The sequence below is a fragment of the Autumnicola patrickiae genome, assembly GCF_031846525.1.
In the GTDB taxonomy this organism is placed as follows: domain Bacteria; phylum Bacteroidota; class Bacteroidia; order Flavobacteriales; family Flavobacteriaceae; genus Autumnicola; species Autumnicola patrickiae.
This window is the reverse complement of record NZ_JAVRHM010000004.1, coordinates 133,506-146,911: the sequence shown is the minus strand read 5'-3', so window position 1 is coordinate 146,911 and position 13,406 is coordinate 133,506. Positions and strand designations below refer to the sequence as shown.

18 protein-coding genes are annotated in these 13,406 nt (G+C 38.4%); 7 read left to right on the top strand and 11 right to left on the bottom strand.

From position 1 onward, the window contains the following. The first annotated feature begins 90 nt into the window (after window positions 1–90). The 4 genes from hpt to RM549_RS05375 all read left to right on the top strand — a co-directional run bounded on the left by hpt (window position 91) and on the right by RM549_RS05375 (window position 2,936). A complete protein-coding gene (gene hpt, locus RM549_RS05390) occupies window positions 91–621 on the top strand; it encodes a hypoxanthine phosphoribosyltransferase (protein WP_311682569.1) in 531 nt (176 codons plus the stop codon). Window positions 622–624: 3 nt separating this feature from the next. After that, on the top strand, window positions 625–1,200 hold the full coding sequence (locus RM549_RS05385) for an adenylate kinase (RefSeq protein ID WP_311682568.1): 576 nt from the start codon (window positions 625–627) through the stop codon (window positions 1,198–1,200). A 101-nt stretch (window positions 1,201–1,301) separates the two neighbouring features. After that, complete coding sequence (gene obgE, locus RM549_RS05380; RefSeq protein ID WP_311682566.1) at window positions 1,302–2,309, top strand: GTPase ObgE; 1,008 nt, start codon at window positions 1,302–1,304, stop codon at window positions 2,307–2,309. 105 nt (window positions 2,310–2,414) lie between these two features. Next, window positions 2,415–2,936, top strand: a complete 522-nt coding sequence (locus tag RM549_RS05375) for a DUF4136 domain-containing protein (protein ID WP_311682565.1) — start codon at window positions 2,415–2,417, stop codon at window positions 2,934–2,936. Between the two features lie 114 nt (window positions 2,937–3,050). On the opposite strand, the gene RM549_RS05370 is transcribed toward RM549_RS05375, so the two are convergent. From RM549_RS05370 to RM549_RS05360, 3 genes are all read right to left on the bottom strand, one after another. After that, window positions 3,051–3,203, bottom strand: a complete 153-nt coding sequence (locus RM549_RS05370; RefSeq protein ID WP_311682563.1) for a hypothetical protein — start codon at window positions 3,201–3,203, stop codon at window positions 3,051–3,053. 111 nt (window positions 3,204–3,314) lie between these two features. Beyond that, entirely contained in the window at window positions 3,315–3,554 is a 240-nt protein-coding gene (locus RM549_RS05365) for a hypothetical protein (RefSeq protein WP_311682561.1), read from the bottom strand. Window positions 3,555–3,681: 127 nt separating this feature from the next. Continuing rightward, entirely contained in the window at window positions 3,682–4,920 is a 1,239-nt protein-coding gene (locus RM549_RS05360; protein ID WP_311682559.1) for a 3-deoxy-D-manno-octulosonic acid transferase, read from the bottom strand. Window positions 4,921–5,017: 97 nt separating this feature from the next. On the opposite strand from RM549_RS05360, the gene RM549_RS05355 reads away from it, so the two are divergent. Continuing rightward, window positions 5,018–6,154 (top strand): DegT/DnrJ/EryC1/StrS family aminotransferase, encoded by a 1,137-nt coding sequence (locus tag RM549_RS05355; RefSeq protein ID WP_311682647.1) that lies wholly within the window; start codon window positions 5,018–5,020, stop codon window positions 6,152–6,154. 444 nt (window positions 6,155–6,598) lie between these two features. Here the strand turns inward: RM549_RS05355 and fabD are convergent, their stop codons facing one another. The 5 genes from fabD to RM549_RS05330 form a co-directional block, all read right to left on the bottom strand. After that, window positions 6,599–7,480, bottom strand: coding sequence for an ACP S-malonyltransferase (gene fabD / locus RM549_RS05350; protein WP_311682557.1), 882 nt, complete (start codon window positions 7,478–7,480; stop codon window positions 6,599–6,601). A 101-nt stretch (window positions 7,481–7,581) separates the two neighbouring features. After that, window positions 7,582–8,082: a pyridoxamine 5'-phosphate oxidase family protein gene (locus tag RM549_RS05345; protein WP_311682556.1), complete on the bottom strand. Its 501-nt coding sequence runs from the start codon at window positions 8,080–8,082 to the stop codon at window positions 7,582–7,584. A 101-nt stretch (window positions 8,083–8,183) separates the two neighbouring features. Then, window positions 8,184–9,050, bottom strand: coding sequence for a fructosamine kinase family protein (locus tag RM549_RS05340; RefSeq protein ID WP_311682554.1), 867 nt, complete (start codon window positions 9,048–9,050; stop codon window positions 8,184–8,186). Beyond that, a complete protein-coding gene (locus RM549_RS05335; protein ID WP_311682552.1) occupies window positions 9,034–9,519 on the bottom strand; it encodes a dihydrofolate reductase in 486 nt (161 codons plus the stop codon). The genes RM549_RS05340 and RM549_RS05335 overlap by 17 nt, the downstream gene beginning before the upstream one ends. A gap of 5 nt (window positions 9,520–9,524) precedes the next feature. After that, a complete protein-coding gene (locus RM549_RS05330; protein ID WP_311682551.1) occupies window positions 9,525–9,995 on the bottom strand; it encodes a 2TM domain-containing protein in 471 nt (156 codons plus the stop codon). Between the two features lie 35 nt (window positions 9,996–10,030). Between RM549_RS05330 and RM549_RS05325 the strand changes: the two genes are divergently transcribed. Next, window positions 10,031–11,113, top strand: coding sequence for an aminotransferase class V-fold PLP-dependent enzyme (locus tag RM549_RS05325; RefSeq protein WP_311682549.1), 1,083 nt, complete (start codon window positions 10,031–10,033; stop codon window positions 11,111–11,113). Window positions 11,114–11,282: 169 nt separating this feature from the next. Continuing rightward, window positions 11,283–11,573 (top strand): isoamylase early set domain-containing protein, encoded by a 291-nt coding sequence (locus tag RM549_RS05320; RefSeq protein ID WP_311682547.1) that lies wholly within the window; start codon window positions 11,283–11,285, stop codon window positions 11,571–11,573. 53 nt (window positions 11,574–11,626) lie between these two features. Here the strand turns inward: RM549_RS05320 and RM549_RS05315 are convergent, their stop codons facing one another. The 3 genes from RM549_RS05315 to RM549_RS05305 form a co-directional block, all read right to left on the bottom strand. Then, a complete protein-coding gene (locus tag RM549_RS05315) occupies window positions 11,627–11,908 on the bottom strand; it encodes a DUF427 domain-containing protein (protein ID WP_311682546.1) in 282 nt (93 codons plus the stop codon). Continuing rightward, a complete protein-coding gene (locus RM549_RS05310) occupies window positions 11,905–12,363 on the bottom strand; it encodes a membrane lipoprotein lipid attachment site-containing protein (protein ID WP_311682544.1) in 459 nt (152 codons plus the stop codon). Before RM549_RS05310 ends, RM549_RS05315 begins: the two co-directional genes overlap by 4 nt. Window positions 12,364–12,440: 77 nt before the next feature. Continuing rightward, complete coding sequence (locus tag RM549_RS05305; RefSeq protein ID WP_311682543.1) at window positions 12,441–13,403, bottom strand: L-histidine N(alpha)-methyltransferase; 963 nt, start codon at window positions 13,401–13,403, stop codon at window positions 12,441–12,443. Window positions 13,404–13,406: the final 3 nt, after the last annotated feature.

The following is a 13,406-nucleotide window of genomic DNA, read 5'->3' as shown; positions in this document are numbered from 1 at the left end:
TTAAGGTGGAATGCGCTACTTATTCTTATAGAAATCTGATAGTTTGGATGATTGAGAATCCTTATCTTTGCCTCTTTAAAATTTGATGCTTTGATTCAACTTCATGATTTACAATTTGAACCTTACATTTCCGAAGAAGAAATAGAAGGTGCTGTAGCAAAGATTGCAAACCGGCTTAATGAGGATTATAAAAACCAAAATCCGATATTTATAGGTGTTTTAAACGGTTCTTTTATGTTTGCTTCAGAAGTAATAAAACGTTTTGAAGGAGATTGTGAGGTGAGTTTTGTAAAAATGGGCTCCTACGAAGGTACTTCTACCACGGGGACAGTGAAAACTTTGGTGGGACTAAACCAAAAAGTGGAAGTAAGAAAAGTGGTAATCCTTGAAGATATTGTGGATACAGGAAATACGCTGGAGGAAATCAATAAGATCCTGGAAGCAGAAGATGTAGCCGATTATAAAGTAGCTACGCTTTTTTTTAAACCTGAAGCTTACAAGAAATCATTGCATATCGAATATATAGGAATTGAAATACCTGATAAATTTATTGTTGGGTACGGCCTGGATTACGACGGTTTGGGCAGGAATCTTAGGCAAGTATATAAACGCAAAGAATAAAAAATGACAAATCTGGTACTTTTTGGCCCTCCCGGCGCCGGCAAAGGAACACAAGCTTCAATTTTAAAGGAGAAATATCAACTGGTACACATCTCAACCGGAGATGTTTTTCGGTACAACATCAAAAACGAAACTGAACTAGGGCTAAGCGCAAAATCCTATATGGATAAAGGGCAACTCGTTCCGGATCAGGTGACCATTGATATGCTGAAAGCAGAAGTTGAAGCGAATGAGGATGTTAAAGGTTTTATTTTTGATGGTTTTCCTAGAACCCGCGCGCAGGCAGAAGCATTGGGCGAATTTCTTGCTTCCAAAGGAGAAGAGGTAGATGCGATGATCGCTCTGGAAGTGGAAGACGAGGTTTTGGTACAGCGTTTACTGGAGCGCGGTAAAACTTCGGGAAGACCAGATGATGCAGATGAATCTGTAATCAGAAAAAGAATTAAAGTTTACTACGAAGAGACGGCAATTCTTAAAGAATACTACAAAAAAGACGATAAATATTACGGTGTAGATGGTGTGGGCTCTGTACAGGAAATCACCCAACGCTTAAGTGAGGTTATAGACAAGCTTATCTAATAACTGAAGGAAAAAGAGGCTGCCTTAAAATGCCAATTTTCGACATGCTATATTAAGAGCAAAGAGAATAAATTACTTGAAAGCCTCAAACAGGAACGAATATGACTGAAGGGAATTTTGTTGATTATGTAAAGATTCACATTTCTTCCGGAAATGGAGGAAGTGGCTCTGCACATTTACACAGGGAAAAATATATAACAAAAGGCGGTCCCGATGGTGGAGATGGTGGCCGCGGAGGTCATGTAGTTATTCGTGGTGATAAAAACCTGTGGACACTTTTCCATCTGAAATTTAAACGGCACGTAAGAGCCGAGCACGGTGGCAACGGATCAAAATCCAGAAGCTCAGGTTCTGATGGGTCAGATGAATATATCGATGTTCCTTTGGGAACAGTAATCCGCGATACCGAAACAGAAGAAATAATTCATGAGATTACTGAAGACGGAAAGGAATATGTTGTAGCAGAAGGCGGAAAGGGAGGCCTTGGAAACTGGCATTTTAAAAGTTCCACCAATCAGACTCCGCGTTATGCGCAGCCGGGAATTGAAGGACAGGAAGTAGATGTTACACTGGAATTAAAAGTTCTTGCAGATGTTGGACTTGTTGGATTTCCAAATGCTGGAAAATCTACGCTGCTTTCGGTTATTACCGCCGCTAAGCCTAAAATTGCAGATTACGAATTTACTACTCTCAAGCCTAACCTTGGAATTGTACAGTACCGGGATTTTAAAACCTTTGTAGTTGCCGATATTCCGGGAATTATTGAAGGAGCTGCGGAAGGAAAAGGTCTTGGTTACCGGTTTTTACGGCATATCGAAAGGAATTCAACGTTACTGTTTTTAATTCCGGCCGATGCTCCAAATATAGCCAAGCAGTACGAAATACTTGTGGACGAGTTAAGAAGGTATAATCCTGAGATGCTAGACAAGGATCGGCTAATTGCAATTTCCAAAAGCGATATGCTGGATACTGAACTTAAAGCAGAATTAAAGACTGAGCTAGATCAAAATTTGAATGCAGATTATGTTTTTATTTCTTCAGTGGCACAACAAGGACTTACTGAATTAAAAGACCGACTGTGGGAAATGCTCAATAAAAAGCCTGAATAAAACCATTTTCTTATCTGTTTATTTTCGGGATAGTTTTTGATTAACTTTAATTAATTTCTGCCCGGCGGGAATTTTTAATTGAAGTTTCTCTTAAAAATACATGATATGAAAATAATAAAAATTCTGTTTATCTGCGTTCTTTTTGCTGGTTGTAACGCTCCAAAGATTGCCTACGATTACGATGAAACTGCAAGTTTCAGTAATTATTCTACTTACGCACTTTTCCCCGACTTCCGTTCCGGACTCAGTCAGTTAGATGAAGCAAGGTTGATAAGAGCTTTGGATAATGCGATGCAGCAAAAAGGTTTTTCCATAGCAGAGGATCCGGATATTTTTGTCAATATCTATACTGAAGAATTCCAACAACAGAATGGTAACAGTATTGGTCTAGGAGTTGGAGGCGGTGGAGGTAATATGGGAGTTGGCGTTTCTGGAGGAATACCTATTGGAGGGCCAGAGAACTTCCTTCAAATGACTATAGATTTTATAGACAAAGAAAAAGATAACCTTGTATGGCAGGCTGTTATAGATGTAAAATTTAATCCTAATGCCAAACCGGAGGAAAGGCAGGCTCTGTTTGATAAAGTGCTGAAAAAAGCTTTGGAAGGTTATCCGCCAAAAAAATAATCCCGAGAATACCGGGATTAAAATTTTAAGAGACTGCCTGAAAATAGAAATTATCATCTTTACAGGAAAAAATCCTAAAAGAAGTAGTAGCACAATTTTCAGGCAGCTTTCTTGTTAGTCTGTAGCATCTTCTACAGCGTCGCCTACATCATCGGCAGCATCTTCAATATCGTCAGCAGCTCTTTCTACGCCAGATTTCTCCTCTCTGCAGGAAGTAAAGACACTGGTAGAACATACAAGTACAAGTATTAGCAATAATTTCTTCATATTTATAAATAGTTTAAGGATTAATTATCGTCTGTTGGATCACTATCCAGTTCATTTTCAACCTGGTTAGTACCCTCTTATTATAGTATTTCTGGCTTCCCAGGCAACTTCTTATTCTGTTTCTTCAGCGGTATCTTCAATTTCCTGCCCTACGCGATCCAGCTCATTTACATCTTCATTTCTTTCCTCCATTTCTTCATGTGTTTCGCCATCCATCTCCTGTTCCATTTCTTCTTCCATCTCTTCGGCTTCCATTTCTATTTCATTTTCTTCCTCATTAACCTCCCGGCAGGAAGTGAAAACGGTACTAAGGGTAAAAAACATGGCAAGCATTAAAATCGATCTCTTCATAATAAAATTTTTTGTAAAATTATATTTGTCAAAACTAGTTATGAAAAGCGTTCGAAGTTAAAATTTGTTCCTAATTTATTACATATTAAATGTTAAAGTCCTTAATATTTTAAAAAGGAAGCAGGTTTTAATGATTTTTATTGAAGAGATAGTTGCGGATGGCGGCTGTGGCACCGGTATTACTGTTAACGAAATGTCCCGAAATCATTCCGGTTTTTCTTCGGAAAGCATTATCGCTAGTTAATTTTTGTAATACAGAAGATGCTTCCGCTGCAGTTGCCACAGAAAAAAGTCCGGCTAATTGTTGAAGTTTTATTGCTTCCGGAAATTTTGAAAAGTTTGAGCCAATCACGATTGGTACTCCAAAAGTGGCGGGTTCCAGGATGTTATGAAGTCCGGAATTTCCTGCGGCACCGCCTACATAAGCGACATCGGCATAGCTGTAAATTTTGCCCAGCAGACCAATAGTGTCAATTATCAGAACATCAAAACCGGATAAATCCTGATGATTTTCAGTATATCTTGCAGAAGGTTTTATTAGCTTTTTCTGAAATGCCAGGATCTTTTCTTCCTTTATTTCGTGCGGGGCAATTATAAACTTTATTTCTTCTGAAGCAGAATTGATGTAGTCCAACAACAATTCTTCATCTTCGGGCCAGGTGCTACCGGCGACCAGGCAAAGTTTTTCCTGAAGGAATTCCTCTACAAAAGATAATGTGTTATCGTACTCTATCTGCCGGGAAACACGATCAAACCTGGTGTCTCCACTAATACTTACGTTGTCGAAATTGTGCTTTTTAAGCAGTGCTTCCGAAGCTTCATTTTGCACAAAAAAGTGCTCGAAAGTTTCTAAAGATTTCCGCATCCAGCCGCCATAATTTTTAAAATAAACCTGATTTTCCCTGAAAACTCCTGAAATAAGGAAGGTACGGATCTTTCGTTTGCGGAGTTCCTTCAAATAATTCGGCCAGATTTCATATTTCACAAAGAAAACAAGCTCTGGAGAGACAATATTTAGAAAATTCTTTACTTTTTCAGATGAATCCATCGGTAAATACGTGATAACATCAGCTAAAGGATGGTTTTTCTTGTTTTCGTAACCTGACGGAGAGAAAAAAGTTACTAAAATCTTGCTGTACGGTGCTTCGGCCTTTATCATTTCAATAACCGGAACTGCCTGTTCAAATTCTCCCAAAGAAGCAGCATGAAACCATACCACACGGTCATTTTGCCCAATTTCGGCCTTCAGTTTGTTAAACACTTTTTTGCGACCTTCAACAAATAATTTAAGGCGGGGCTTAAAAATGGCAATTTTCGGCAGAGAGAATTCAGCTAAACCAATAAGAATATTATAGAGGGTATTCAAAACATGTTTCTTTAATACTGCTAAAATAGGCCTTTCCTAAAAATTGCATTGGCTGTAGGGCCGATATTTCGTATTTTCGTAAGACAACAAAAAGATGATGAAAAAGATACAAATGGTAGACCTTAATGGTCAATATGAAGCTATAAAGGATAATGTGAACGATTCTTTCAAGGAGATTTTGGAATCTTCGGCGTTTATAAATGGCCCTGAAGTTCAAAAATTTCAGAAGGAAATGGAAGAATACCTGGATGTAAAACACGTGATTCCCTGCGCGAACGGGACAGATGCTTTGCAAATTGCCATGATGGGACTTGATCTTAAGCCCGGTGATGAGGTGATAACTGCAGATTTCACATTTGCCGCGACCGTAGAGGTAATCGCGCTGCTTCAGTTAACTCCGGTGCTGGTAGATGTAGAGCCCGATACTTTTAATATCGATCCTGAAGCTGTTAGGAAAGCTATTACTCCCAAAACAAAAGCTATTGTACCTGTGCACCTTTTTGGCCAAACGGCAAATATGGATGCCATTATGGAGATTGCCAGGGAACATAATCTTTATGTAATTGAAGATAATGCGCAGGCGATTGGAGGAAATTATCACTCTAAAGATGGTAAAAAGGCTAAAGCCGGAACAATTGGAGATGTTGCTGCAACTTCTTTTTTTCCTTCTAAAAATTTAGGTGCTTATGGGGATGGCGGTGCTATTTTTACCAATAATGATGATCTGGCGCATACGATAAGGGGGATTGTAAACCACGGAATGTATGAGCGATATCATCACGATGTTGTGGGTGTAAATTCCAGGCTTGATAGTCTGCAGGCTGCGGTTTTAAGAGCGAAACTGCCTAAACTTGATCAATATAATAAAGCGCGGCAGGAAGCTGCAGCAAAATATGATAAAGCTTTAAAAGGACAGGAGCATATTGAAATTCCGGTTAGGGATGGTGAGACTGATACCCATGTTTTTCATCAATACACTTTAAAAATCACCAACGGAAAAAGGGATGCGTTAGTAAAACATCTGCAGGAAAAGGAAATTCCGTGCGGAGTATATTATCCAATACCGCTACATAAACAGAAAGCCTATGCTGATGAACGGTATAATGAGGCTGATTTTCCGGTTACCAATCAACTGGTAAAAGAAGTGATTTCGTTACCGATGCATACTGAACTGGAGGATGATCAGATAAAATATATCACTAGTACAATTATCGAGTTCCTAAAAAAGGGATGAATGGAAAAAGGCACGAACGGTTTTGGTTCGTGCCTTTAGTTTTTTCAATCAAAAAGACCATACTTCAAAATGGCCATTATCGGCATTCTTCACAATTGGGAGCTTAATTCTAAAGCTTCTCTTTCTTTTTCCTTAGATGAAAAAGAAACAAAAAATCAAGGCTTACGAAACTTTATCTAAATTTTTCATTCGACACCTAAATTTTATGAACTCGCTGTCGTGTCTTTCTTAAGTACAAATTTCTGAACAGCTCAAACAGCATAAAATTTTACGGTGCCTTCATTTCAAATTTTACGATAAATTTTCGATAGGCCGGATCAAAACTGATAATTTCGATCTTAAACTGAAGACTTTTCACTCTCCACTTTCCTCTTATTCATTTTCTTAAATTCAGATTATATTGAAGCCCGTTCCGAATGTATGGACATGGTTGACATGACAATTTTAAATCTCTCCCGATTTAACTTCTGCGCTGCGGTCGATTTTCTTTACAAGTCCCTGTAGTACTTTTCCAGGGCCAACTTCAGTAAAAGTCTTTGCTCCGTCTTTGATCATATTCTGTACCGACTGTGTCCATTTTACAGGTGCAGTTAATTGAAATACGAGGTTCTTTTTAATTTCCGCAGGATCTGTAACTGCAAAAGTGCTTACGTTTTGATAAATCGGGCAGGTTGGTTTATTAAATGTAGATTTCTCAATTGCATCAGCAAGCTCCTTTCTCGCTGGTTCCATTAAGGGAGAGTGAAATGCTCCGCCTACAGGCAAAACCATTGCCCTGCGTGCACCTTTATCTTTTAACTCTTCACAAGCTTTTTCCACAGCTTCCACTTCTCCGGAAATCACAAGTTGACCCGGGCAGTTATAATTGGCAGCGACCACTACTCCTTCTACATCTGCACAAATCGCTTCCACAATTTCGTCTTCCAGACCCAATACTGCAGCCATTGTAGATGGCTGCAATTCGCAAGCTTTTTGCATGGCCATTGCACGCTTTTGCACCAGTTTTAAACCTTCTTCAAAGCTTAAAACGCCGTTAGCCACTAATGCAGAAAATTCCCCAAGGGAATGTCCTGCAACCATATCTGGTTTAAAGCTTTCCCCTAAAGCTTTACTTAGTATAACGGAATGTAGAAAAACAGCGGGCTGGGTAACCTTTGTTTGCTTTAGTTCTTCCGGAGTTCCTTCAAACATTATATCGGTTATAGAAAATCCCAGAATTTTGTTTGCCCTGTTAAACAATCGCTGCGCCTCCGGGGATTTTTCATAAAGGTCTAATCCCATTCCCGAAAATTGTGCTCCCTGACCAGGAAAAATATATGCGTTCATGCTTTTTGTTTTAAGGCGCTAAAATATGCATAATAAAAAAGACCTCATAATAATTGAATTATTACGAGGTCTTGAAATTAATTAATTCACCAAAAAAGTCTTTATATATTCAATTTTCCTTTTTCACCTATATCTTCCTGATCCCCACCAAGGGCTGCAAGTCCCATTTTAAAAAGGGTGATGTATTTATTTTGTTTCGTGTCCCAGTAATAAGCTTCCTTTGGTACAATTTTAATTGCCGAAAGGCTTGGATCATCTGGCCCCGAGAACCATGCATCATCTATTTTAGAATAGAAATCCTTAAGGATATTGTCATCAGTAACTATAGAGGCTGTTCCAAAAATGCTTATAAACTCCATATCGCTGTTGTCGCTGTAGAGCATTTGTACATCGGAGTCCTTTGTAATATCGGCATTATGATCACTGTTCATACTACTTAAAAACCAAAGATTTCCTTCATCATCAACTTTTTTGGTAGACATGGGAATGGCGCTTACCGGTTTTTTGGTCAATCCGGTGGCCAGAAATCCGGCTTTAATATCATTTACCAGGTTAATAAGTTTCTCTTTTGCTTCTTTATGATTTAAATTCTTCGTGCTCATATTCAATTTTTTATTGTGAGAATTGAAGATAAGAAGCAGGTCGCAAGTTCCTAGCTAAGAAACTGCTAAAAGATAATTTTCTACTGTTAAGAAGTGTGAAATCAAGAATAGCGGCGGATGATCTTTTCCACCGAATTTTTGTAGCTGGATCCAAAGATGTTAAGGTGAACGAGGAGGTAATACAGTTGCCACAATGGGACTCTCTCTTCAAAACCGGGTTCAAGTGGAAAATGAGAATTATAGCTTTTGAAAAGCTGAGTATCGAAACCTCCAAAAAGTTTCATCATAGCAAGATCCATCTCGCGGGGCGCGTAAGCTACAGCAGGATCTATAAGACAGGGAAGCCCCTTGGAATTAACAATAAAGTTTCCACCCCAGAGATCTCCGTGGACTAGGGTAGGAGGTTCATTTGGAATTAATTCTGAAGCGTTTTTCAGGAAATTTTTGATGTTCCCCAGATTGTAACCCGCATTCTTTGCCATTTCCAGCTGAGGTTCCAACCGTTGGGAAATATAAAATTCTGATGCAGAATCACAGCTTTTGTTGTACTGCGGAAGGCTGCCAATATAATTGTCTGTTTCAAAACCGAAATCTTTGGAGGTTGTTCTATGCAGAGCAGCCATTTGTTCTCCAAAAACTTCCCAAAAGTCTGAAACTTTATTGGATGTATCTATATACTGCAAAATAAGATATGACTGATCCTGCACTTCTCCTGTAAAAAGTCCTTTAGGAACATCAATAACTTCAGCTTTTCGAAGTTCGTCAAGCCCTGCTCTTTCTGCCTCGAACATACCAGGATATTTATTGCTGTCGTTTATTTTAATGACCAGCTTTTCTGAAGTAGTGGTTTCTATGAGAAAAACATCATTAATGTCCCCACCCGTAAGGGACTGGAAGTTATTTGTTGAAAAGCCATTTTCTTCCGCCGCCTGTTTTATGACTTCAGAAAATCTACTTCCGGCGTTCATAAGTGATGTAGGTAAAGGAATAGTCGTGTTTATCGTCCTTTGGATGAAATTCTTCAGATGATATTTGCCATTTTTCAGGGTCAATCTCGGGGAAAAATGTATCTGCTTCAAAAGTGCCGTGGACCCTTGTAAGCTCAATTTTGTCTGCTTTTTCTATGGCAAGTTTATAAATTTCGCCACCGCCAATAACAAAAACCTTGTCGTCATTTCCGGTAGATTTCAGAGCATCTTCAAGAGAATGTACCACGATAGTATCTTCTGGCTGATAATCTTTTTTTCGGGTAATGATTACGTGTGTGCGATTGGGCAGGAGTTTTGGGAAAGATTCAAAAGTTTTGCGGCCCATGATAATGTGATGTCCGGAGGTGATCTTTTTAAAACGCTTAAAATCATCGGGCAAATGCCATACAAGGTCATTTTCTTTTCCTAATGCATTGTTTTCGGCCGCCGCCGCTACCATTGTAATCATGAGTTTTAGGAATTAAGAGGTTTATGAGGTGTTTCAGGATCAATTTTTTTGTTAGTGGTTTCCTTAGTTTCTGGTGCAGGATAATCTTTTTCTACTTGTCCCTGCATTTTGGCTATTTTTTCCTTTTGCTTTTTAACCAGCAGTTCCATTTGTCTGTCCTGCCATTCCTTGCCCATAAAAGTGTGAATTACAAAAACATTAAAGAAATGTACAAGAAAAATCAATGTCCATAGCAGCACCGCCCATACAAACCAGTAATAGCCAAGAGGCTGGAAATCTTCCTGATATCCAATTACTGTATTTAAAACGATCAAAAACACCGCTCCTATAAGAAATACCACAAAATGCTGAAACAGCCTTTTCTTCTGAAGGGTTCTTTTGCGTGCATATTCATAGAGTTCCCTGTTTTCTGCATCCAGTTTGGAGTTGTTTTTCTTTTTAGAGAGCATAATTAAAAGTACTTTAGTGTATATCAAATTTACATTTTTTAAAAAAGAATAGCCCGTCACCTATGGATAAATTAAGAAAAGGCTTCCCGGTTTTGAAGAACTACACTTATTTAAATACAGCAGCTTCAGGTCTTTTACCTGAAAAAGTTTTCGAATTCCGTCAGGATCACGACCTGGATTTTCTTGTCTCTGCCAGTGTTTTAAAGGAAAAGCAGGGCGAGGTACTTACCGAAGTCCGGGAAACTGTAGGGAAATTTTTCAATTGTGCGCCGGAAAGGGTAGCACTGGTACCTAATTTCTCCTACGGATTCAATACTCTTTTGGAGGGACTGGAGAAACCGAAGAAGGCATTGCTTATCAAAAATGACTATCCTTCTATTAACTGGCCTGTAGAATCGAGGAACTTTAAATGCTTTTATGCAGAGATCGACGCTCATCTGGAGGATAATATTCGCGTGGCACTGAGAAAGCATCAACCTGATTTTTTTGCCTTCAGTATTGTGCAATATATAAACGGTGTTAAGTTGAGTATTGAGTTCCTGAAAGAAATTAAAAAGGAATTTCCGGAAACAATTTTTATTGCTGATGGCACCCAGTTTCTGGGAACTGAGATATTTGAATTTGATTCCACTGGCTTAGATGTGGTGATAAGCAGTAGCTATAAATGGCTGAATGGTGGTTATGGTAATGGTTTTATTCTTTTCAATGAAAATGTGACAGGTAAGATTCAGCCGAAGCATCTTGGATTTGGTTCACTGCAGGGAAAATATAAGGCACACGAGGGGAATTTTATAGGTAAGTTTGAGCCGGGACATCAGGATACTTTAAACTACGGAAGCCTGAGTGTTGCTTTAAAGCTACTCCAGACTACGGGGATGGATAAAATTGAAGCACAGGTTCAGAAGCTGAAAGATTTTTCTAAAGAAAAGTTTTCAGAACTGGGGCTGTTGGAAGATTTTGTGGTGGAGCGCAAGGAACATTCATCGATCTTTAATATAAAGGGAGATGATAAACTATTTAAGTTTCTAAGAAGTGAGAACATCATTGCCTCCCAAAGAGGAGCTGGTATTCGTGTTAGTATGCATTATTTTAACACGGTAGAAGAGGTAGAAAAATTACTTCAGGTGCTTAAAAGCAGGCGGTAGGGTTAAAAAAAATTATAGATTCTTAAAACTGGAGTGTTGAGAATGAATTTTCAGTAGAATATAAAAGCCATTTTTCGCAATTCCATAAAAGTTGCGCAACAGATACATTTCCATTAGTTTAGATCAATTCAATTCTTATTTTTACCGAATAAATTGAAAAATTTAAATCATGGCTATCACCAAACAATATTTAAAATCTAAACCAGAGTGTAAGGTGACTTTTAACGTACCTGCTAAAGAAGCTTCTTCTGTTGCAGTTTCAGGGGATTTTAATGACTGGAAAAAAACAGAATTAAAGAAGCTGAAGAATGGTACTTTTAAGGGGCAGTTGAATCTTCCTGTCGAAAGGGCTTACGAATTCCGTTATCTTGTTGATGGGGAATGGATAAATGAAACTGAAGCCGATCGTTTTAACTGGAATGATTTTGCAGCTGCAGAAAACAGCGTACTGGAAGTATAAAGCTACTGCAATATAAAAATACTACTCAATTCTTGCCGGAGTAACCCTGAAGATTATTCTGTAACTTTTACTCCTTTCCAGAAGGCAACATAGTTCTCTATTGGTTTTGCTGCCTTACTTGCAGAAGGATAGAACCAAGCGGCATCTTCATTTTTTTCTTTATCTACTTCTATGGTAAAATAAGAAGCTTTTCCTTTCCAGGGGCAGCGCGTGTGGGTATCACTTGATTTAAAATATTGCTCTTTAATATCGCTCATAGGAAAATAATGGTTATTCTCCACAATTTTTGTGTCGGTACTTTCAGCGATAACCGTGTTGTTCCAGATAGCTTTCATAATAATTCTTCATTAGGTACTTCCACTAAAATACGAATTAAGTCGGAGTTTTCAGCATGTTCAAATTCGCTATCCTGAATTTCTGTACTGTTAATTCGGGTAAAGGAGCAGCAATCTTCATTTCTTCTTTCAGCGTCTACCAACAGCGAAAATGAAATCCTCTCACCTACTTCTATAAGGTAATTCACAGATTCTGTTTCCCAGCCAATATCCCCAATGTTCAGCACATTATAATCATCCTCCGAGATAAATCTCTCAGAATTATCAGCTTGATTTGTAACTGAAATATCATCTTCTTCTAAAGTGCCGCTAGTGAAAAGATTTTCGCCAGTATCAGCATCTATAAATTCAAAGTTAAAAGGTGGTGGCGGAGTAAAGCATGCAGTGTCGTCACAGTTTTCGTTACATCCTGAAAGTATAAATAGGACTCCGATGCAGAATATTAATTTTTTCATTGAGATTGTTTTAGAACTACAATTAAGATGCATCCATCCGTAAATGGTTGCGTTACATCAAGAGTTATTTAAAGGACCTAATCTTTCCTGAACACGTAGTTTCTATAAAACTCCTTTTTATCGGTAAAAGAAGTCTCCACCTTTAAACCAGATTCGGCTGCCAGCCAGTGCACCACTTCATCATCATATTTCTGTGAAATTTCTGTGTGTATAGTTTCCCAGGCCTTAAAATGTGCAGTAAATTCCAGCTTCGGTATTTTTACTTGCTGTTCTGTTTTACTTACAAGAAAGCTTTTTGCTGTTCCTGTTTCGGGGTCGTAAGTTTCCCAATGCAAAAAAGAATCCAGGTCAAAATCGGCATCTAAATCTCTGTTTATCCTGGAAAGTAGGTTTTTGTTAAAAGCTTCGGTTATGCCGGCAGGATCATTATAAGCATCCAGTATTTTTTGTGGATCTTTCTTTTGATCAAAGCCCATAAAGAGCATGTCCTCTTGACTCATAGAAGACTTTATGTTTTTAAGAAAGTCTATCGCATCTTTGTGTAGCAGGTTTCCAATATTAGATCCCAACACAAGAATGACTTTTTTTCTCGTATTGTAATCAGAAAGACGCTCCAGGGTTTTAAAATAAGTTCCCTGCTGAGGTTTTATCTGAATGTCGGGCAGTTCTTCCAGAAGGGAAGACTGCAGTTCATCCAATACATTCTGACTAATGTCCACGGGCTGATAGGTAAATTCATAATTTTTCTCAGTGAGGTGCCGTAAAAGAATTTTTGTTTTTTTACCGTCGCCAGCGCCTAATTCTATTAAATCAAAACCATCAGGGCCATTGAACGAATCTGCGATTGCCGGGGTATTACCTTTAAAAATTTCAGTTTCACACTTAGTTAAATAATATTCCGGCATTTCCATAATCTTCTGGAAAAGTTTATCTCCTTTTTGATCATAGATGTATTTGGAAAGTAAATATTTAGGGTAACTGTTAAGGCCTTTATAGGTATCTTCCTCGAATGCAGATTTAAATCCGGTTGTGGGCTTCATGTA

Coding starts and splice junctions, on each gene's coding strand:
- RM549_RS05375 (WP_311682565.1), top strand. CDS start 2,415: ATGAAAATAATAAAAATTCTGTTTATCTGCGTTCTTTTTGCTGGTTGT.
- RM549_RS05335 (WP_311682552.1), bottom strand. CDS start 9,519: ATGATTACAATGGTAGCGGCGGCGGCCGAAAACAATGCATTAGGAAAA.
- RM549_RS05355 (WP_311682647.1), top strand. CDS start 5,018: ATGAAAAAGATACAAATGGTAGACCTTAATGGTCAATATGAAGCTATA.
- obgE (WP_311682566.1), top strand. CDS start 1,302: ATGACTGAAGGGAATTTTGTTGATTATGTAAAGATTCACATTTCTTCC.
- fabD (WP_311682557.1), bottom strand. CDS start 7,480: ATGAACGCATATATTTTTCCTGGTCAGGGAGCACAATTTTCGGGAATG.
- RM549_RS05345 (WP_311682556.1), bottom strand. CDS start 8,082: ATGAGCACGAAGAATTTAAATCATAAAGAAGCAAAAGAGAAACTTATT.
- RM549_RS05385 (WP_311682568.1), top strand. CDS start 625: ATGACAAATCTGGTACTTTTTGGCCCTCCCGGCGCCGGCAAAGGAACA.
- RM549_RS05310 (WP_311682544.1), bottom strand. CDS start 12,363: ATGAAAAAATTAATATTCTGCATCGGAGTCCTATTTATACTTTCAGGA.
- RM549_RS05315 (WP_311682546.1), bottom strand. CDS start 11,908: ATGAAAGCTATCTGGAACAACACGGTTATCGCTGAAAGTACCGACACA.
- RM549_RS05365 (WP_311682561.1), bottom strand. CDS start 3,554: ATGAAGAGATCGATTTTAATGCTTGCCATGTTTTTTACCCTTAGTACC.
- RM549_RS05340 (WP_311682554.1), bottom strand. CDS start 9,050: ATGAACGCCGGAAGTAGATTTTCTGAAGTCATAAAACAGGCGGCGGAA.
- RM549_RS05370 (WP_311682563.1), bottom strand. CDS start 3,203: ATGAAGAAATTATTGCTAATACTTGTACTTGTATGTTCTACCAGTGTC.
- RM549_RS05305 (WP_311682543.1), bottom strand. CDS start 13,403: ATGAAGCCCACAACCGGATTTAAATCTGCATTCGAGGAAGATACCTAT.
- RM549_RS05320 (WP_311682547.1), top strand. CDS start 11,283: ATGGCTATCACCAAACAATATTTAAAATCTAAACCAGAGTGTAAGGTG.
- RM549_RS05325 (WP_311682549.1), top strand. CDS start 10,031: ATGGATAAATTAAGAAAAGGCTTCCCGGTTTTGAAGAACTACACTTAT.